This is a genomic window from Streptomyces sp. SS8 (genome assembly GCF_054072955.1).
In genome coordinates this window covers 18,996-36,169 of sequence record NZ_JBSVCZ010000011.1, presented here as the reverse complement: position 1 = coordinate 36,169, position 17,174 = coordinate 18,996, and the positions used below count along the sequence as shown (strand labels likewise).

Genomic DNA, 17,174 nt, shown 5'->3' with positions numbered 1-17,174 from the left:
GCCCCGGACCGGACGGTCCGGGGCACACACGTTCACATGGCCATGGTGGCGTCTTCCCCGCGCGGGCGGGTTCAGTCGGCCCGGACCGTGACCTTCTCGCCGTTGTTCATCTGCTCGACGAGCTGCTTGACCCTGGCCATGTCCCACTTGAGCGAGCCCTGCGGCGCGGAGCCCGCTATCGGCATGTTCATCGAGGTGCCCTCGCCGCCCGAGACGCCCTTCATGGCCCAGAACATCGAGGCGAGGTCGAACAGGCCCATGTCCTCGTCGACGATCAGGGTGTCCAGGCCCGCGCCCAGCGTCGGGTAGAGCCTGAAGGGGTTGATGACCGTGGAGGGTGTGGCGGCCTGGTTCGCCAGGGCGGAGAGGAACTTCTGCTGGTTCTTGGTGCGCTCCAGGTCGCTGCCGGCCTCGTAGCGGTTGCGGACGAAGGCCAGGGCCTGGGCGCCGTCGAGGGTCTGGCGGCCCTTCTTGAAGTCGGCGCCGGAGTTCTTGTCCTTGATGTCGCGCGGGATGTCCATCTCCACGCCGCCGAGGGCGTCCACGATGGAGGCGAAGCCGCCGAAGCCGATCTCCGCGTAGTGGTCTATGCGCAGGCCGGTGTTGTACTCGACGGTGCGGACCAGCAGGGTGGCGCCGTCCATGGAGTAGGCGGCGTTGAGCTTGCGCGCGCCGGGGGAGGGGAAGGTCTTGCCGCTCTCGGAGCCCTTGAACTCCGGGATGGTGACCCAGGAGTCGCGCGGCAGGGAGACCATCGTGTTCCCCTCGGGGCCCACATGGAGGATGATCATGGAGTCGGTGCGCTTGCCCTCCGCCGAACCGGTGCGCAGCTCCTTGCGCTCCTCGTCCGACAGCCCTTCGCGGCTGTCGGAGCCGACTATGAGGTAGGTGGTGCCCTCGCCCTTCTCGGGCCGGTCCATGACCGCGCTCAGGTCGACCTCCCGGCGCAGCCTGGAGTCGGCCCAGAAGTAGGTGCCGACCGACCACACCAGCAGTACGACGAGCAGTGTGACAAGTCCCACCTTGAACCGGCGGCCCCAGTCCGGCGCGGGTCTCGCGTCGCCGTGAACGGGTGCGGCGGGCCCGGCCGGGCCTCCGCCCGCGTAACCGGAACCGGCGTAGACCTGGCCCGTGTTGTAGCCGGAGTCGTAACCCGCCTGTCCGCCGTAACCGTAACCGCCGCCGGGGTCGTTGCCGTATCCGGTCGTCGGTACGGCGCGGTTGGGAACCGGGCGCGGGCCGACGCCGCCGCTGTTGGGCCAGTCAGTCATGGGAGGCAGTGTGCCCTCCCGGGCCGGTCGCGCCATAGACAGGGGGGCGGAACAGGGGCACGGCTGTTGCAGAGCTGATGCATTGCGGGGGCGGCCGGGGTACGAGGGGGGCGTGCGGGATCACACCGGACCGTGCCGTTCCGCCCGGGACGGGCGGCTTAGGGTGGAAGCATGACCACTCAGGCCCAGGCCACCTCGCACGAACTGCCGGGCAAGCCCACCGCGGCGTCCCGCACCACCCTGTCCCACATCATGACGGGGAACGACACCAATCTCCTCGGCACCGTCCACGGCGGTGTGATCATGAAGCTGGTCGACGACGCGGCGGGCGCGGTCGCCGGTCGGCACTCCGGAGGTCCGGCGGTCACGGCGTCGATGGACGAGATGGTCTTCCTGGAGCCGGTCCGGGTGGGCGATCTGGTGCATGTGAAGGCCCAGGTGAACTGGACCGGCCGGTCCTCGATGGAGGTCGGCGTGCGGGTGCTGGCCGAGCGGTGGAACGAGTCCACGCCCGCCACCCAGGTCGCCTCCGCCTATCTGGTGTTCACCGCGGTCGACGAGAACGGCCGGCCGCGGCCCGTACCGCCGGTGGTCCCCGAGTCCGAGCGCGACAAGCGGCGCCGACAGGAGGCGCAGATCCGGCGCACGCACCGGCTCGCCCGGCGCCGCGCCATCAAGGAGCTGCGCGACCGGCGGGCGGCCGAGGGCATGACGGAGGACTGACAGCCGTACGGTCCGCTCCCGCGGTCACGGGCAGACGACCTCGTCGCCCGTGACCGCTTTTCCGTCCCCGCCCCCGCCCTCCGGGCGCGCGGACTCCTCCGCCCGCTTCCCCTCCGGCGCCGGGCTCGCGGAGGGTTCGGGAGCGTGGCGCACCCGCTGTACCCCGCGGTGAGCGGAGCCCAGCACGACCTCCATGACCCGTCCCTGCCCCTCGACCTCCTCCAGCTCCGCTCCGGGCAGAGCGGTGGCCAGGGCACGCGCCGAGCGGTCCCATTCGGGGTCGTGGCGGATGACCGTGCGCCGTACGTCCTGCTTCTTCGCGCCGCGCGGGGTGCCGGTGGTGTCGAAGCCGGTGGCGCGCAGCTCGCGGTCCACCCGCGCCCCGAGAGCGGCGATCGGCGTGCCGTTCTCGATCTGCACCCGGATCTTCCCCGGGTCCACCCGGACCGGGAGGGGGCCGGACGGACGCGCCGCGGCGCCCGGCTCCTCGTCGAGGTTCTTGCCGTCGTGCCCCGTCCCGTGTCTCCTCTCGTGCCCCGCCGCACGCCCCGTGCCGTGCCGCCCCGTGCCGTCCTCGGCTTTCGCGCCCGACGCGGCGCCGGACGACAGCGGCCGGTCCAGGCGCAGCGCCGCGAACATCTTCCCGGCCTCCTCCTCGTCCCAGGTCACGGTGGAGCCGACGCCGGGCACGCTGTGGTCGGGGTCCTCCAGGGGCACCGAGGCGAACTCCGAGGAGGCCGCGGTGAAGTCGCGCATCGCCCGACCCAGGGCCAGCAGTTCACGGGCGCCGAAGTCCCGGTCGGCGCGCACCGATCCCAGGAGCGCCGAGGCGACCCGGCGCAGCCGGACGGGGTCGGTCAGCACGCCGTCCCCGGTCGCCTCGTCGATCACGGAGGCCAGGAAGCGCTGCTGGCGCTTGATGCGGCCCAGGTCTCCCTCGGCGTCGACCTGCCGGGCACGGACGTACTGCAGGGCCTGCCCGCCGTCGAGCCGGGTGGTGCCGGCGGGCAGGTCGAGCCCGCTGCGGCTGTCGGTCAGCGGCCGGGTGGTGCACACCGGGACGCCGCCCAGGGCGTCGACGGTCCGCATGAAGCTGGTGAAGTCGACCTCCAGGTAGTGGTCGACGCGCACTCCCGTCATCTTCTCGACGGTGCGGACGGTCAGATGCGGGCCGCCGAGCGAGTAGGCGGCGTTGATCTTCCCGGTGCGGCCGCTGCGGAAATCGCCGGTGGCGGGGTCGGTGTACGGGGGGAACTCGGTGTACGAGTCGCGGGGGATGCTCACCACGCTGGCCCGGTCGCGGTCGGCGGACAGATGCACCAGCATGAGCGTGTCGGTGCAGTTGCACGGGGTCCCGCCCAGGGAGTACCGCTGCCGCTCCTCCTCGGTGACGGTGTCGCGCCCGTCGGTGCCGACGACCAGGAAGTTGAGGCCGTCGCCGCCCAGGGGACGGTGGCTGAGCCCGTGGAAGGGGTCCACCCGCTTCAGCCGGCCGTCCAGCCCGGAGACCAGCGCGTGGCCGATGCCGCCGGCCATCAGCACCATCGCCGAGACGGCGGTGGCTGCCCGGAAGCCCCAGCGGGACAGGCCCCGCCGCTTCGGCCGGGGACGGGCGTGGCGACCGCGCTGACGGGACCGTGCGGGCATCGGGGAAGCACCTCCGTGGCGGTGGGGGCCAGGAAGCGGCCAACATAGGCCCATACGATCTACGGACAGCCGGTCCCACGCCGCCCGCCGCCCGCGGCCACCCGGCTGCCGTGCGAGCGCATCACCCGATCGCGGTACCGTGACCCGGTGAGCTCTCCTGTCGAACCCACCTCCCCGGCCGCGGCGCCGCCCGCGGTCTCCGTGATCATGCCGGTGCTCAACGAGGAGCGGCATCTGCGCAGCTCGGTGCGGCACATCCTGGAGCAGGACTACGCCGGCGAGCTGGAGGTCGTGATCGCGCTCGGTCCCTCCGAGGACCGCACCGACTCCATCGCCGCCGAGCTGGTCCGCGAGGACCCGCGGGTGCGCACCGTGCCCAACCCCACCGGCCGCACCCCCGCCGGCCTCAACGCGGCCATCGCGGCCTCCCGCCACCCGGTCGTGGTGCGGGTGGACGGGCACGGGATGCTCTCGCCGGACTACATCGCGACCGCCGTGCGGCTGCTGGAGGAGACCGGCGCGGCCAACGTCGGGGGCATCATGCACGCCGAGGGCGAGAACGACTGGGAGAAGGCCGTGGCGGCCGCCATGACCTCCAGGATCGGGGTGGGGAACGCGGCCTTCCACACCGGCGGCGAGGCGGGCGAGGCCGAGACGGTCTACCTGGGCGTCTTCCGCCGCGAGGTGCTGGAGCGGCAGGGCGGCTACAACGAGGAGTTCATCCGGGCGCAGGACTGGGAGCTGAACTTCCGCATCCGCCAGGACGGCGGGCTGATCTGGTTCTCGCCCGAACTGCTGGTCTCCTACCGCCCCCGGCCCAGCGTCCGCGCGCTGGCCAAGCAGTACCGCAACTACGGCCGCTGGCGCCATGTGGTGGCCCGCTACCACTCGGGCTCGATCAATCTGCGCTACCTGGCGCCACCGGCGGCCGTACTGGCCATCGGGGCGGGACTGGTGGCGGGCGCGCTGGTCACGCCGTGGGCCCTGGTCGTCCCGGGCGGCTACCTGGCGGCCATCACCGCGGGTTCGGTCCCGGCGGGCAGGGGGCTGCCGTTCGGGGCGCGGGTGCGCATCCCGCTGGCGCTGGCCACCATGCACATGTCCTGGGGCTGGGGCTTCCTGACGAGTCCCAGGAAGCTGGCGGAGAAGGTGAGGGCCAGCCGCCGGGAGCCGGTGACGGCCGGCGGCTGACCGGGGTCCGCCCCACACACCACGGGCCGCGCCCCCGTTCCCCGGGGGCGCGGCCCGTTCCCGTCCTCCCGCTCCCTCCCGTCCCGCCGGGGGTGTGAGGTCACCGGGTCACCGGATCACCAGGTGTGGGCGGGGTTGACGTTCATGCACTTCTCCTCGTCGCCGTTGAGCGCGTTCGCGCTCTCGGGGGCACCGCGCTTGTCCTCCTCCTCGGGGGCGGGCCGCCCGGGGTAGGCGTTCCCCTCCCGCCAGTCGGCGCCGATCACCACGGTGACCTGCTCGACCCCGGCGGACTGGCGTGCGGAGCGCTCGGGCAGACCGAGGGCCTTGGCCACGGCCAGGGCGTCACCGCGCAGGTCCCCGCTCGGGTAGGACACGGTGGTGTCGGCCTGGGGGGCCTCCTCCGCGTCGGTTTCGGCCCGGTCGAAGCCGAGCCGCCGCAGCTCCTCGGCGATGGCGCCCGCGCGGCCGTTGACGGGGCCGAGGGTGACGGTGCGGGTGCCGTTGCGGACCTGCACCGGGATCTCGCCGGCCGGAGCGGCGGGGTCGGAGGTCTTCTTCTCCTTCCTGGGCTCGTCCTTGCCGTCGAGGGCGATGTCGTCCCGGATGAGGGAGAAGACCTTCTCGGCGTCGCCGGGCTTGGGCACCACGTAGCTGCCGCCGTCGGAGTACTCCCACGGCATGGTGACCATGGTGATCCGCTCGGTGGGGACCTGTTTGAGTTCGTTGCCCAGGTCGTAGAGGTCCTTGACGCCCTCGATGCCGTCGTCGACGGTGAGCGCCTTGGTGGCGGCCTCGGCGAGCGACCTGAGCTTGCCCGGGTCGGTGAGTTTGGTGCCCGACTTCAGCTGGCGCACCATCGAGTTCATATACATGTGCTGGGCCCGCGCCCGGCCGATGTCGCTGCCGTCCCCGAAACCGTGCCGGGTGCGCAGCCACTGCAGGGCCTGCTCGCCGCGGACGGTGGTCTCGCCCTTCTCCAGGCGCAGACCGGACCTGCTGTCGTGGACGTTGGCGTCCACGCAGACCGGGACGCCGCCCACCGCGTCGGCCATGTCCACCACACCCGCGAAGTCGATCATCATGAAGTGGTCGACGGGGACGCCGGTCAGCTCCATCCAGGTGGCGACCGTGCAGCCGGGACCGCCGTACTGGAGGCTGGAGTTGATCCTGCCGGTGCTCTGCGGGTGGACCGTGCCGTCCTCGGGGTCGGTGCACTCGGGGATGGTCACCTTGGTGTCCCGGGGGACGCTGAGCACCGAGATGCTGTCGCGGTCGGCCGAGAGGTGCAGCAGCATCTGGACGTCGGCGAGCGGCTTGCGCCCCACATCGCCCCGGGAGCCGCCGAGTTCGAGGTTCCGCTCGGAGTTACGGCTGTCGGAGCCCAGCAGCAGGATGTTGAGGGGGGTGCGGCCCTCCGCGTTCTGCCGGTGCTTGAGCTGGTTGTCGCCGAGGGTGAGGGGCTTCCTGGTGAGGTTTTCGTTGAGGTGCTCGTAGTAGAGGTAGCCGGCGCCCGCCGTGCCGAGTATCAGCACGGACAGGGAGAGCGCCGTCCAGCGCAGCACCCGCCTGCCGCGGCCCGCCGGCCGCTTCGGACCACCGGCGAGGCGGCCCGGGCCGGACGCGGGCGTCGCGTCCCCGGGGCCGCCGGCCCCGCCCTCCCGGCTCTCCCCGGACCTCACGGACCCCTCCGGTTCCCCGGATGCGTCCGGCTCGTCGTACATGCTGTCGTTCCAGCCGAAGTCCTCCGGCCGAGGGGCGCGTTCGTGTGCGTCCTTCCCCCCTGCGGTGCGCTGCCCCAACGGGCCCTCTCCCTACGACTCGGCCCGTGCGCGGAAGCGGCGCGCGGGAATCACTTGGCGCATATCTTCTCGTCGGCTTCCACTTTCCCGAGGTCCTCCGGAGCCTTCGCCGGGGCGGCGATGGGGACGCCGGCCTCCTTGAAGTCGGCGCCGAGCGTCAGCACCATCGGTTCCATCGGCCCGGCGTCCACGGAGCCGGGCTTCAGGGCCGAGGCGGGCAGTCCCATGATGTCGGCGAGCTTGCGGGCCTGGTCGGCCTGGTTGGGCCCGTACTCCAGGGTCGTTTTGTCGAGCTGCTCGGGCGCGTTGCCGCCGTTGCTGGACTTCAGCACGCTCTGGGTGTTCTGCAGCCAGGTGAGCGTCGTCTGCGCGGCCCCGGCGATCTCCCCGCCGTTGAGGATCTCCACGCGTACGTCGGAGGCCGCGGCCCGCTCGCCCTTGAGCAGCGCCTCCTGCTCCTTCTTGGCCTTGTCCTTGGCGGCCTTCTCCTTCTTCTCCACCTCGGTGAAGGAGACGTCCTCGCGCAGCATCGCGAAGACCTGGGCGGCCTTGGGCTGCTCGAGGACGACCGTGGCCCTGATCTTCTCCGCGGGGTTGTCCTTGACCGGGACCGTCAGGAAGGAGATGTTCTTGGTCTTGATGCCGCTGAGCTCCCTGCCCAGGTCGCTCAGCTTCTTGATGGTGCCTATGCCGGTGTCGACGGTGAGCGCGTTGGTGGCCGCTTCCGCCAGGTCCCACAGCTTGCCCGGGTCGGTGAGGGTGTCGTTCGACTTGAACTGGCGGATCATCGAACTCAGGAACTGCTGCTGGACCTTGATGCGGTCCAGGTCGCCCTTGTTCCCGAAGCTGCCGCGGGTGCGGACGAAGGCCAGGGCCTGCTCGCCCTCGACGACGCTCTCGCCGGCGGGGAGTTTGAGGTGGGACTTGGGGTCGTCGACCGGTTTCTCCAGGCAGACCGGGACACCGCCGACCGCGGTGGTCAGGGTCTTGACGGCGTTGAAGTCCGCCATCATGAAGTGGTGGACGTCCAGCCCGGTCATCTCCTTGACGGTGCGCATGGTGCAGCCCGGGTCCCGGCCCTCCTGGCCGAGGCTGGTGTTGAACCGGGCGTTCTGCTCACCCGGGATGACCTCGGTGCTGCCGTCATCGTGCTTGGTGGGGCAGTCGGGGATGTCGGTCTTCAGGTCCCGGGGGATGCTCATCACGGTCGCGTTGGTGCGGTCCGCCGAGACGTGGAAGAGGAACGTGGTGTCGGCGTGGCCGGGGCTGTTCTTGTCGCCGTAACCCTCGTTGCCCTTACCGGTGCGCTTGTCGGTGCCGATCAGCAGGATGTTGAGCGGACCGTCGCTGCCGAAGCCCCCCTCGGCGGCGTCACCGACGTCGACGGTGTCGATGTTGCTGTTGAAGTGCTCGTAGGCGAGGTAGGCGGCGACGGCGGTGCCGGTGACCATGAAGGCCGTCACCCCGCCCGTCCACAACAGCACCTTCCTCTTCACGGACTTCTTCGGCCTGGCCTTGCGCCGCGAGGCCGCTCTGCCGCCCGCGGCCTGGCGTGCGGCCGCTCGGCCGCCGGCCGCCCTGCGCGCCGCGGCCCGTCCGGCCGGCTTCTTGGCGTCCGCCGCGCCGTTCTTCACGCCGTCCCCCGGCGTACCGTCGCCCTCCGGACGCCGCCTGCGCTGCCGGGGCACCTCGCCCTGCGGCGTGGCCGTCCGCCGTCCGGCGCGGGGCGCGGCCCCGCCGGACGGCGGGGACGGGCGGGGGGAGGGGGACGGTCGCGCAGCGGGGGCCGACGGTCGCAGCTTGTAGTCGCCCGTCTCCGGGTCGAACACCCACTGGTCTGCGGGATCGATGTCACCCGCCCGCCCACGGCTTTGCGCGTCCACGGTTGCCTGAGTCCTCCGTCGTGCCACGCAGCGCCTTCCCTGCCAGGCATCAAGGCGCTCGGTCGGTCTCCAGTGGTGCGCAGCGTTCATGGGCGAGCGCACCGGATTGCTCACACTATCTGCCGCGGCCCGGTGTCAAGCACCCCTGCAGGCAGGTTACTTTCCTCCTCAAACAGACATTCCATTCCAATCCCTTAAGTGGTTCCCTGTGCTGTTTCTCTCGCGTTCTCCCGCGCTCCGGCACGCCCGCGCTCATCCGCACAGGCCCTCGGTGGCGCCGTCCGCGGACTCCCCGACGGACGGGGAAGCGGACGGAGGGCCGGTGGGCGAACCGGTGGGCGAGCTGCCCGGCTCCGGCGCCCCGGTCCCGGCGTCCGAAGCGGGGATCCCGCCCCCGCCGGACGGCCCACCGGAGGGGGAGCCGGAAGGCGGCGCCCCCTCCTCCGGCACCGGCCGGTCCTCGCGCAGCGCGTCGAACAGCAGGTCCGCGTCCGGCTGCACCAGTTCGTCGCGGTTGGGGTTGTAGGTGTACGGCTGCCGGGGCACGGTCATGAACCGCACCCGCCCCTCGGGTATGCCGCGGACGCCGCTGACCAGGTCGTACAGCTCGGAGAGGGAGTCCAGTCCGGGATCGGCCGTGAGCGACGACGTCACCGCGTCCAGCACCCGGTAGAGCTCGGCCGGGTCGGTCAGGAGCCCGTCGTCGCGCACCTGGCTCAGCATGGTGGCCAGGAACTGCTGCTGCCGCTCCATCCGCTGGGTGTCGCTGCCGTCGCCGATGCCCTTGCGGGCGCGCACGTAGCCGAGGGCCTGCTCGCCGTCGAGCCGCTGGGGGCCGGCGTCCAGGACGAGGTGGGCGTCGGGGTCGTTCACGGGCTCGGTCAGGCACACCTCGACGCCGCCGACGGCGTCCACCAGCTTCTCGAAGCCGGTGAAGTCCACGATCAGATGGTGGTCCACGCGGATGCCGGTCAGGTTCTCGACGGTGCGGATCGTGCAGGCCGCCCCGCCCATCTCGTAGGCCCAGTTGAACTGCGCGAACAGCGGCCCGGAGGTCGTGCCGTCGGGCCCGGGGCACTCGGGTATGTCCACCATCAGGTCACGCGGTATCGACACCCCGGTGGCGCTGGAGCGGTCGGCGGACAGGTGGAGCAGGATCGTGGTGTCGGAGCGCTGGGTGCCGCTGTCCCGCCCGTACCTGCCGTTGTCGCCGCTGCGGTCGTCGGAGCCGATGAGCAGGATGTTCTCCGCTTCGTGCACGACCGAGGCGGGGCGTTCCCGGTCGAAGCGCCGCAGCTGGTCGACGGCCTCGGCGTCGGTGCGGATGTTGCCGTCGAGCCTGTTGTAGAGGGCCCAGGCAGCGCCGCCCGCCGCGAGTACGGCGAGCGACGCGCCCAGCGCGGCCCAGCGCAGCCACCGGCGGCGGGGCCGGGGCGGCGGGTGGGGAAGGCCGGTCTGCTGCGCGTCCTCGGGTCCGGTCACGTATGTGTTCATCCCTCAGCGGTCGGCGGCGGTTCGCGCACAGCCGTGCGGTCGCCGGTCCTCTGTACAGACACCCGGGAGGGGCCGTTGGTTGTATCGGAGGGAGGGAAAAACTCCGCGCGACCGGAAGCCGTGGGGGATGTGCCCGGCTATGGGGTGGGTTCCGGGGCCGGACGGGCGGGCGCGCCCGACGGTGGGTCAGACGGCCGTGTGGGTGATGCGCTCGCTCCGCCCGCGCTCCTCCAGCCCCGCCGCGTCCAGGCGGTCCGGGTGGCGGCAGAGTACGACCGAGCCCCCGGCGGCCAGCGGGGCGAACAGCCCGGCGGACAGCCCCTCCCAGGTGCTGTACGGCAGTCCCGACAGCAGACGCGCGCCGGGGCCGAGTCCGCGCGCCGCGGCGTCGGCGCGGGCGCGTTCGACGATCTGCGCACCGGTCAGCTCCCGGCCGCCGACGGCCAGCGCGGGCGCGTCCGGGTCGACGGGGGAGAAGGGTGCGAAGTGATCGCCCTGGCCCGGCACCTCGACGGCGTAGTCGGTGAAGCCCTCGGGCGGCCGGGGGAAGCGGCCGCCCAGGGGGCGCAGGCTGAGCGCGATGCGCTCGCCGGTGCAGGCGCGGGCCGCCTCCAGGGTGTCCGGGCCGCTGACGACGAGGTCGGCGGACGCGGCGAGGGAGGAGACCGGGTCCGCGCCGGCCGTGCCCGAGGCGCCGGCGGCGTCGGCGGGCAGTTCGGCGACGACTCCGGTGGAGGAGCAGGCCAGCAGCCAGACCGCGGTCTGCCAGTGGGCGGGCAGCAGCAGCGCGAGCCGGTCGCCGGGCTCGGCGGACAGTTCGCCCTGCAGGAGGTTGGCCGTCTTCGCCACCCAATTGGCGAGGGTGGCGACGGAGAGTTCGACGCGCTCGCCGGTCGCGTCGTCGTAGAAGGTCACCAGCGGGCGGGCGGCGTCCGCGGCGAGCGCGGATCGCAGCAGGTCGGCAGGGGTGCGATCGGTGGTGTTCATCGGCGCCAGGGTACGCGGGCCGCCGCTCGGGGGCGCCGGAACGGGGGTGCCCGCGATGCCCGGTGAGCGCGACTCAGGGCGACCGGGTGTCAGCTCCCCGTTAGACAGCCGTACCCCCTGTGTCCAATATCAGATTTATGCGTGCATTCATTGCGTCATCGATCGGCGTCGCGTGCGCAGCGGCCGCGGTGCTGCCGCTGACCGCGCCCGGCGGCCTGGCGAACAGCGCCTCCGCGGCCCCCGCGCCCGCTTCCGAGTCCGTGGCGGCCCCCCGGCTGCCCGGCAGCACCCAGTCGCTGCCGCTCGTCCCCCTCACCCCGCCGCCCACGACCACCCCGCCCGGCTCGTCCGACTCGGTGTCCCTCGGCCTCCCGGCCCGAGAGGTCGAACCCTTCTCGCTGCTCGGCGTGGTCTGGGACGACCCGGAGGAGGAACCGCACGGCCGGATCCAGGTGCGCACCAAGTCCGCGGCCACCGGCGAGTGGTCGTCCTGGCAGGACCTGGAGACCCACGCCGACCGGCCCGACCCGGATTCGGCCGAGTCCCGCGGGGACGAGGTGCGCGGAGCGACGGCACCGCTGTGGGTGGGCGACTCCAACGGCGTACAGGCCCGCGTACTGCCGGAGGAGGGCGCCTCCGGGACGCACCGGCTGCCCGAGGGGCTGCGCCTGGACCTGGTCCACCCCGGCGACGACCCCGCCGCCGAGCCGGGGAAGGAGAACCCCGCGGGCGAGGCGAACTCCGCGCTCGCCCCGGCCGGAGCCCTGGAGATCCCGGCTCTGGACCGGCAGGGGGCCGGCGAGGACCTGCTCGCGGTACGGGCCCCGGGGCAGGCCGGGCAGGCCGGCCGGACCGAACAGGCGGGCACTGGCGAGCAGTCGGGGACCACCGCCGACGCCCCCATCGGCCCCCGGCCCGGCATCGTCACCCGCAAGGGGTGGGGGGCCGACGAGCGGCTGCGCGGACCGTTCCTCTACACCAAGACGGTCAGAATGGCCTTCGTCCACCACACGGCGATGAGCAACGACTACTCGTGCGGCCAGTCCGCCTCCATCATCCGGGGCATCTACCGCTACCACGTCCAGAGCAACGGCTGGCGGGACGTCGGCTACAACTTCTTCGTCGACAAGTGCGGCAAGATCTACGAGGGCCGCGCCGGCGGCGTGGCCAACCCGGTGATGGGAGCCCACACCTACGGCTTCAACCACGACAGCACCGGCATCGCCGTCCTCGGCTCGTACAACAGCACCAACCCCTCCACGGCCGCGGTGGACGCCGTCTCCAAGCTCGTCGCCTGGAAGCTGGGTCTGCACGGCGTCGACCCGCGCGGCACCACCGCCATGACCTCCGGCGGCGGCAAGTACCCCAAGGGCACCACCGTCAGGCTCCACACCGTCTCCGGACACCGGGACGGCTACGTCACCGGCTGCCCGGGCGACCGGCTCTACTCCAGGCTGGGCACCATCCGGGCCACCGCGGCCCGGCTGCAGGGCAGGTAGCGGCAGCGGCGCGGGCCGCGCCGGCCCGCGCCGGCCCGCGCCACCCGCGACGCCGGCGCGGCCCCGGCCTCGGCGGCCGCCGCACCGGGGACCGCCGCACCGGGGACCGTGCCGGCCGGGCCGCCTACACTGGCCCGGCCACCAGGCACGGTCCCCAGCAGGAAGCAGAGAAGAACCGGTGACAGAAGCGATCCTCCTCGTCGGGGGCAGGGGAACCCGGCTGCGGCCGCTGACGGTCCACACCCCCAAGCCCATGGTCCCGGCGGCGGGAGTCCCCTTCCTCACCCACCAGTTGGCCCGTGCCCGCGCGGCCGGGGTCGAGCACGTCGTACTCGCCACCTCCTACCTGGCCGAGGTCTTCGAGCCGTACTTCGGCGACGGCTCGGACCTGGGGCTCCACCTGGAGTACGTCACCGAGGAGGAGCCGCTGGGCACCGGCGGGGCCATCCGCAACGTCGCCTCCCGGCTCCACTGCGGCCCCGGCGACCCGGTGCTGGTCTTCAACGGCGACATCCTCACCGGCCTCGACATCCGCGCCCTGGTGGAGACCCACACCTCCTCCGGAGCCGACGTCTCCCTCCATCTGACGAAGGTCGCGGACCCGCGCGCCTTCGGCCTGGTCCCCACCGACGCCGACGGCCGGGTCACCGCCTTCCTGGAGAAGCCGCAGACCCCCGAGGAGATCGTCACCGACCAGATCAACGCGGGCGCGTACGTCTTCGACCGGTCGGTGATCGACGCCATCCCCGCCGGCCGCCCGGTCTCCGTCGAGCGCGAGACCTTCCCCGGGCTGCTCGCCGAAGGCGCCCATCTGCAGGGCATGGTCGACTCCACCTACTGGCTCGACCTCGGCACCCCGCAGGCCTTCGTCCGCGGCTCGGCCGATCTGGTGCTCGGCCACGCGCCCTCCCCGGCCGTGCCCGGCCGCCGCGGCGAGCGGCTGGTGCTGGACGGTGCGGAGGTGGCCTCCGGCGCCAAACTGACCGGCGGTACGGCGGTCGGCGCGGGCGCGGTGATCGCGGAGGGGGCCCAGGTGCACGGCAGCACGGTGCTGGACGGCGCGGTCGTCGGCCCGGGCGCCGTCGTGCGCGACTCGCTCGTCGGCACGGGGGCGCGCATAGGGGCGCGTACGGTGTTGGAGGGCGCGGTCATCGGAGACGGTGCGGTCGTCGGCGAGGACAACGAACTGCGCGACGGCATCCGGGTGTGGTGCGGCGCCCGCCTGGGGGCGGGCTCGGTCCGCTTCTCCTCCGACTGCTGACCCGGAGCGCCGAACCGTGACCGATTCCGACCTCGACGGCCTCACCGGCCTCGACGACCCCGCCCCCGGATCCGGCCCCCGTCCCGGCCCCGCCCCGGCCGTCCGCCGCTGGGCCCCGCCGCGGCCGTTCGGGCCGCACGACCTGCGCCGCAATCTGCGGGTGCTCCAGCGCGGTCCGTACGACCCCGCCTACCGGGCGGTCGGCGGCGCGGTCTGGCGGGCCACCCGGACCCCCCTGGGCCCGGCCACGCTGCGCGTCGCGCCGGACGCGGGCGCGGGCGAGGTGGTGGGCGAGGCGTGGGGGCCGGGCGCCGAGTGGATCCTCGACCGCCTCCCGGCGCTGCTCGGCGCGGACGACGACCCGTCGGCCTTCGTCCCCCGCCACCGGCTCGTGGCGGAGGCGCACCGCCGCCACCCCGGACTGCGGCTGGTGCGCACCGGGCTGGTGCTGGAGTCGCTGATCCCCTCGATCCTGGAGCAGAAGGTCACCACGGACGAGGCGTACCGCGCCTGGCGGCTGCTGCTGCGCCGCCACGGCGAGCCCGCGCCGGGCCCGGCCGGCCGGCTGCCGGAGCACATGTACGTGATGCCCGGGCCGCGCACCTGGGCGCTGATCCCCTCCTGGGAGTGGCACCGGGCCGGGGTGGACAGCAAGCGCTCCTCGGCGATCCTGCGCGCGGTGGCGCGCGCCCGGCGCATGGAGGAGGCCGCGCGCATGGACCCGGCCGCGGCGGTGACCCGCCTGACGGCGATCCCGGGCATCGGCCCGTGGACGGCGGCCGAGACCCTCCAGCGCGTCAGCGGCGCGGCGGACGCGGTGACGGTCGGCGACCTGCACCTGCCGGGGATCGTGGTCCACGCCCTCACCGGCGCACGCGACGGTGACGACGCGCGGATGCTGGAACTGCTCGCCCCCTACGCGGGCCAGCGCCACCGCGCCACACGGCTGATCCTGGCCACCGGCCGCACCCCGCCCCGCCGTGCGCCGCGCTTCCCGCGCGGCGACATCGCACGCCTGTGACCGCTTCCGCTCCCGGGCCCCCGACCGTGTCCGGGGCCGCGCGTCAGCGGACGACGGTGAAGTCCTCCGCCCGCCGCGGCGGGCGCGCCTTCGGCGGGACGGCGGGACGGCCCACGGCCACCGCGCCCATCGGGTCCCAGCCGCCGGGCAGGTCCAGCACCTCGCGCACCACGTCGCGGCAGAACATGGTGGACGACACCCACGCCGACCCCAGCCCCTCGCCCGCCAGGGCGACCAGCAGGTTCTGCACCCCGGCCCCGGCGGCGACCACGAACATCTCGCGCTCGGCGGCCGAGCGCCGCGCGTCCGGGTAGTCGTGCGCTCCCTCGGTCACCAGGCACGGCACCACCAGATACGGCGCGTTCCGCAGCACGTCCCCGCGCCGGATCCGCTTCGCGACGCTCTCCTCGCTCCTGCCGTCGGCACGCAGATCGGCGATCCACGCCTCCCGCATGGCGTCCAGCAGCCGGGTGCGCGAGGCGGCCGACTCCAGCAGGACGAAGCGCCACGGCGTGGTGTGGTGGGGCGCCGGGGCCGTGACCGCCGCGGCCACCGCCCGCCGCACCGCCTCGCCGTCCACCGGCTCGCCGGTGAACTCCCGCACGGTGCGCCGCAGCGTCACCGCCTCGCGCACGGCCTCGGAGGCGCCCAGGCGGAACATGTCGTCGGCGGCCTGTCGGACCAGCGCCCGCGCTCCGGCGTCCCCGGTCCCCCCGCTCTCCCCGGGGGAGTCCCACAGCACGTGCTGCGGCAGGCCCCGCACCACCGCGACCGGCAGCCCGTCGGCCTTGCCCTTCACCAGCTCCCCGGCCCCGGCCAGTTCGTCGCCGACGGCCGTGACCGTCACGCCCAGCGGGTTGCCGTACATGTCCGTGCCGCCGCGCAGGTCCTGAAGGACCCGGATCCCGGCGGCGCCGATGGCGACGTCGGTCTGCCCCACGCGCCACGGCCGCCCGAAGGTGTCGGTGACCACGACCCCGACCGTCACGCCCAGCAGTTCCCGCAGGCCCTCGCGGATCCGGCGCGCGGAGGCGTCCGGGTTCTCGGGCAGCAGCAGCACCGTCCCGGCCGGGGTGTTGGAGGCGTCCACACCGGCGGCCGCCATCACGAAGCCGTGCCGGCTCTCGACGATCCGCGCCGGGCCGCGCCGGGCGACCACCCGTACGGTCTCGGCGTCGATCGCGGCCTCCCGGTCGGCGGCCTCGGCCACCCGTCCCTCGGCCTTGCTGACGATCTTCGACGTCACCACCAGCACGTCGCCGTGGGCCAGACCGGGCAGGCCCGGGGCGGTGGCCGCGTCCGCGATCAGCTTCACCAGATCGTCGCCGGGCCGCACCTCGGGAATCCCCGGCAGCGCCCACACCCGGTACGCCGGGGGAGTGTCCGCGCCGGTCACATCCGCACCTCCTCGGCGAGGGCGAGCGCCTCGCGCGCCATCCGCGCGGTGGCCTCGACGTCCGTCATCAGCAGCGGCACGGCCCGGCAGCGGATGCCCGCCGCCTCCACCTCGGGCACGGCGCCGGAGTCGGCGGTGTCCACCAGCCAGCCGTCCAGCAGCCCGGAACCGTAGTGCCCGGCCACCGCCGCGGCCGTGGTCTCCACCCCGATGGCGGCCAGCATCCTGTCGGCCATCCCGCGCACCGGGGCGCCCCCGATGACGGGGGACAGGCCCACCACCGGCACCCCGGCGCCGGCGATCGCCTCGCGGACGCCGGGCACGGCGAGGATGGTGCCGATGCTGACCACGGGGTTGGAGGGTGGGAAGAGGACCACGTCCGCCTCCCCGAGGGCCTCCAGCACGCCCGGAGCCGGCTTGGCCTGCTCGGCGCCCACCGGGATCACCGCCTGCGCGGGCACCGACGCCCGCAGCCGCACCCAGTACTCCTGGAAGTGCACGGCCTTGCGGCCGCCGTCCTCGGCCTCGATCACCACATGGGTCTCGACCCGGTCGTCGGTCATCGGCAGCAGCCGCACCCCCGGCCGCCAGCGCGCGCACAGCGCCTCGGTGACGGCGCTGAGCGGATAGCCCGCGCCGATCATCTGGGTGCGCACGATGTGGGTGGCGAAGTCGCGGTCGCCCAGGCCGAACCAGTCGGGGCCGACACCGTACGCCGCCAGCTCCTCCTTCACGGTGAAGGTCTCGTCCGCGCGGCCCCAGCCCTGCTCCTCGTGGATGCCGCCTCCCAGGGTGTACATCACCGTGTCGAGGTCCGGGCAGACCTTCAGGCCGAACAGGTGGATGTCGTCGCCGGTGTTGCCGACGACCGTGATCTCGGCGTCGGGTGCGGCCTCCTTCAGTCCACGCAGGAATCGGGCACCACCGATGCCCCCGGCCAGAACCACAATGCGCTGCATGCGGACAGTCTCTCAGTCCGGAGCCGCTCCGGCGGGGCGG

13 protein-coding genes are annotated in these 17,174 nt (G+C 73.5%); 5 read left to right on the top strand and 8 right to left on the bottom strand.

Going from position 1 to position 17,174, the window contains the following annotated elements; translation table 11 throughout:
• Window positions 1-71: 71 nt before the first annotated feature.
• Entirely contained in the window at window positions 72-1,271 is a 1,200-nt protein-coding gene (locus ACW69E_RS12955) for an LCP family protein (RefSeq protein WP_457498352.1), read from the bottom strand.
• Window positions 1,272-1,442: 171 nt separating this feature from the next.
• Here ACW69E_RS12955 and ACW69E_RS12950 point away from each other — a divergent pair, with 171 nt between their 5' ends.
• Window positions 1,443-1,994, top strand: coding sequence for an acyl-CoA thioesterase (locus ACW69E_RS12950; protein ID WP_457498351.1), 552 nt, complete (start codon window positions 1,443-1,445; stop codon window positions 1,992-1,994).
• A gap of 24 nt (window positions 1,995-2,018) precedes the next feature.
• Here the strand turns inward: ACW69E_RS12950 and ACW69E_RS12945 are convergent, their stop codons facing one another.
• Window positions 2,019-3,641, bottom strand: a complete 1,623-nt coding sequence (locus ACW69E_RS12945; RefSeq protein WP_457498350.1) for an LCP family protein — start codon at window positions 3,639-3,641, stop codon at window positions 2,019-2,021.
• Window positions 3,642-3,788: 147 nt separating this feature from the next.
• Between ACW69E_RS12945 and ACW69E_RS12940 the strand changes: the two genes are divergently transcribed.
• Window positions 3,789-4,832, top strand: a complete 1,044-nt coding sequence (locus ACW69E_RS12940; protein WP_457498349.1) for a glycosyltransferase family 2 protein — start codon at window positions 3,789-3,791, stop codon at window positions 4,830-4,832.
• Window positions 4,833-4,948: 116 nt separating this feature from the next.
• Here ACW69E_RS12940 and ACW69E_RS12935 read toward each other — a convergent pair whose 3' ends face one another.
• The 4 genes from ACW69E_RS12935 to ACW69E_RS12920 form a co-directional block, all read right to left on the bottom strand.
• A complete protein-coding gene (locus ACW69E_RS12935; protein ID WP_457498348.1) occupies window positions 4,949-6,634 on the bottom strand; it encodes an LCP family protein in 1,686 nt (561 codons plus the stop codon).
• Between the two features lie 50 nt (window positions 6,635-6,684).
• Entirely contained in the window at window positions 6,685-8,517 is a 1,833-nt protein-coding gene (locus ACW69E_RS12930; protein WP_457498347.1) for an LCP family protein, read from the bottom strand.
• A 252-nt stretch (window positions 8,518-8,769) separates the two neighbouring features.
• On the bottom strand, window positions 8,770-9,999 hold the full coding sequence (locus ACW69E_RS12925; protein WP_457498346.1) for an LCP family protein: 1,230 nt from the start codon (window positions 9,997-9,999) through the stop codon (window positions 8,770-8,772).
• 198 nt (window positions 10,000-10,197) lie between these two features.
• Entirely contained in the window at window positions 10,198-10,998 is an 801-nt protein-coding gene (locus ACW69E_RS12920) for a TIGR03089 family protein (protein WP_457498345.1), read from the bottom strand.
• Between the two features lie 137 nt (window positions 10,999-11,135).
• Between ACW69E_RS12920 and ACW69E_RS12915 the strand changes: the two genes are divergently transcribed.
• From ACW69E_RS12915 to ACW69E_RS12905, 3 genes are all read left to right on the top strand, one after another.
• Window positions 11,136-12,497 (top strand): peptidoglycan recognition protein family protein, encoded by a 1,362-nt coding sequence (locus tag ACW69E_RS12915; protein WP_457498344.1) that lies wholly within the window; start codon window positions 11,136-11,138, stop codon window positions 12,495-12,497.
• Between the two features lie 178 nt (window positions 12,498-12,675).
• On the top strand, window positions 12,676-13,758 hold the full coding sequence (gene manB, locus ACW69E_RS12910; RefSeq protein ID WP_457498343.1) for a mannose-1-phosphate guanylyltransferase: 1,083 nt from the start codon (window positions 12,676-12,678) through the stop codon (window positions 13,756-13,758).
• A 16-nt stretch (window positions 13,759-13,774) separates the two neighbouring features.
• Window positions 13,775-14,779: a DNA-3-methyladenine glycosylase family protein gene (locus tag ACW69E_RS12905; protein WP_457498342.1), complete on the top strand. Its 1,005-nt coding sequence runs from the start codon at window positions 13,775-13,777 to the stop codon at window positions 14,777-14,779.
• Between the two features lie 43 nt (window positions 14,780-14,822).
• On the opposite strand, the gene ACW69E_RS12900 is transcribed toward ACW69E_RS12905, so the two are convergent.
• Together ACW69E_RS12900 and cofD are read right to left on the bottom strand one after the other, a co-directional pair.
• The gene (locus tag ACW69E_RS12900; protein WP_457498341.1) at window positions 14,823-16,175 is read right to left on the bottom strand and encodes a coenzyme F420-0:L-glutamate ligase; all 1,353 of its coding nucleotides are present in this window, start codon (window positions 16,173-16,175) and stop codon (window positions 14,823-14,825) included.
• Complete coding sequence (cofD, locus tag ACW69E_RS12895; RefSeq protein WP_457498340.1) at window positions 16,172-17,134, bottom strand: 2-phospho-L-lactate transferase; 963 nt, start codon at window positions 17,132-17,134, stop codon at window positions 16,172-16,174. The genes ACW69E_RS12900 and cofD overlap by 4 nt, the downstream gene beginning before the upstream one ends.
• Between the last annotated feature and the right edge of the window lie 40 nt (window positions 17,135-17,174).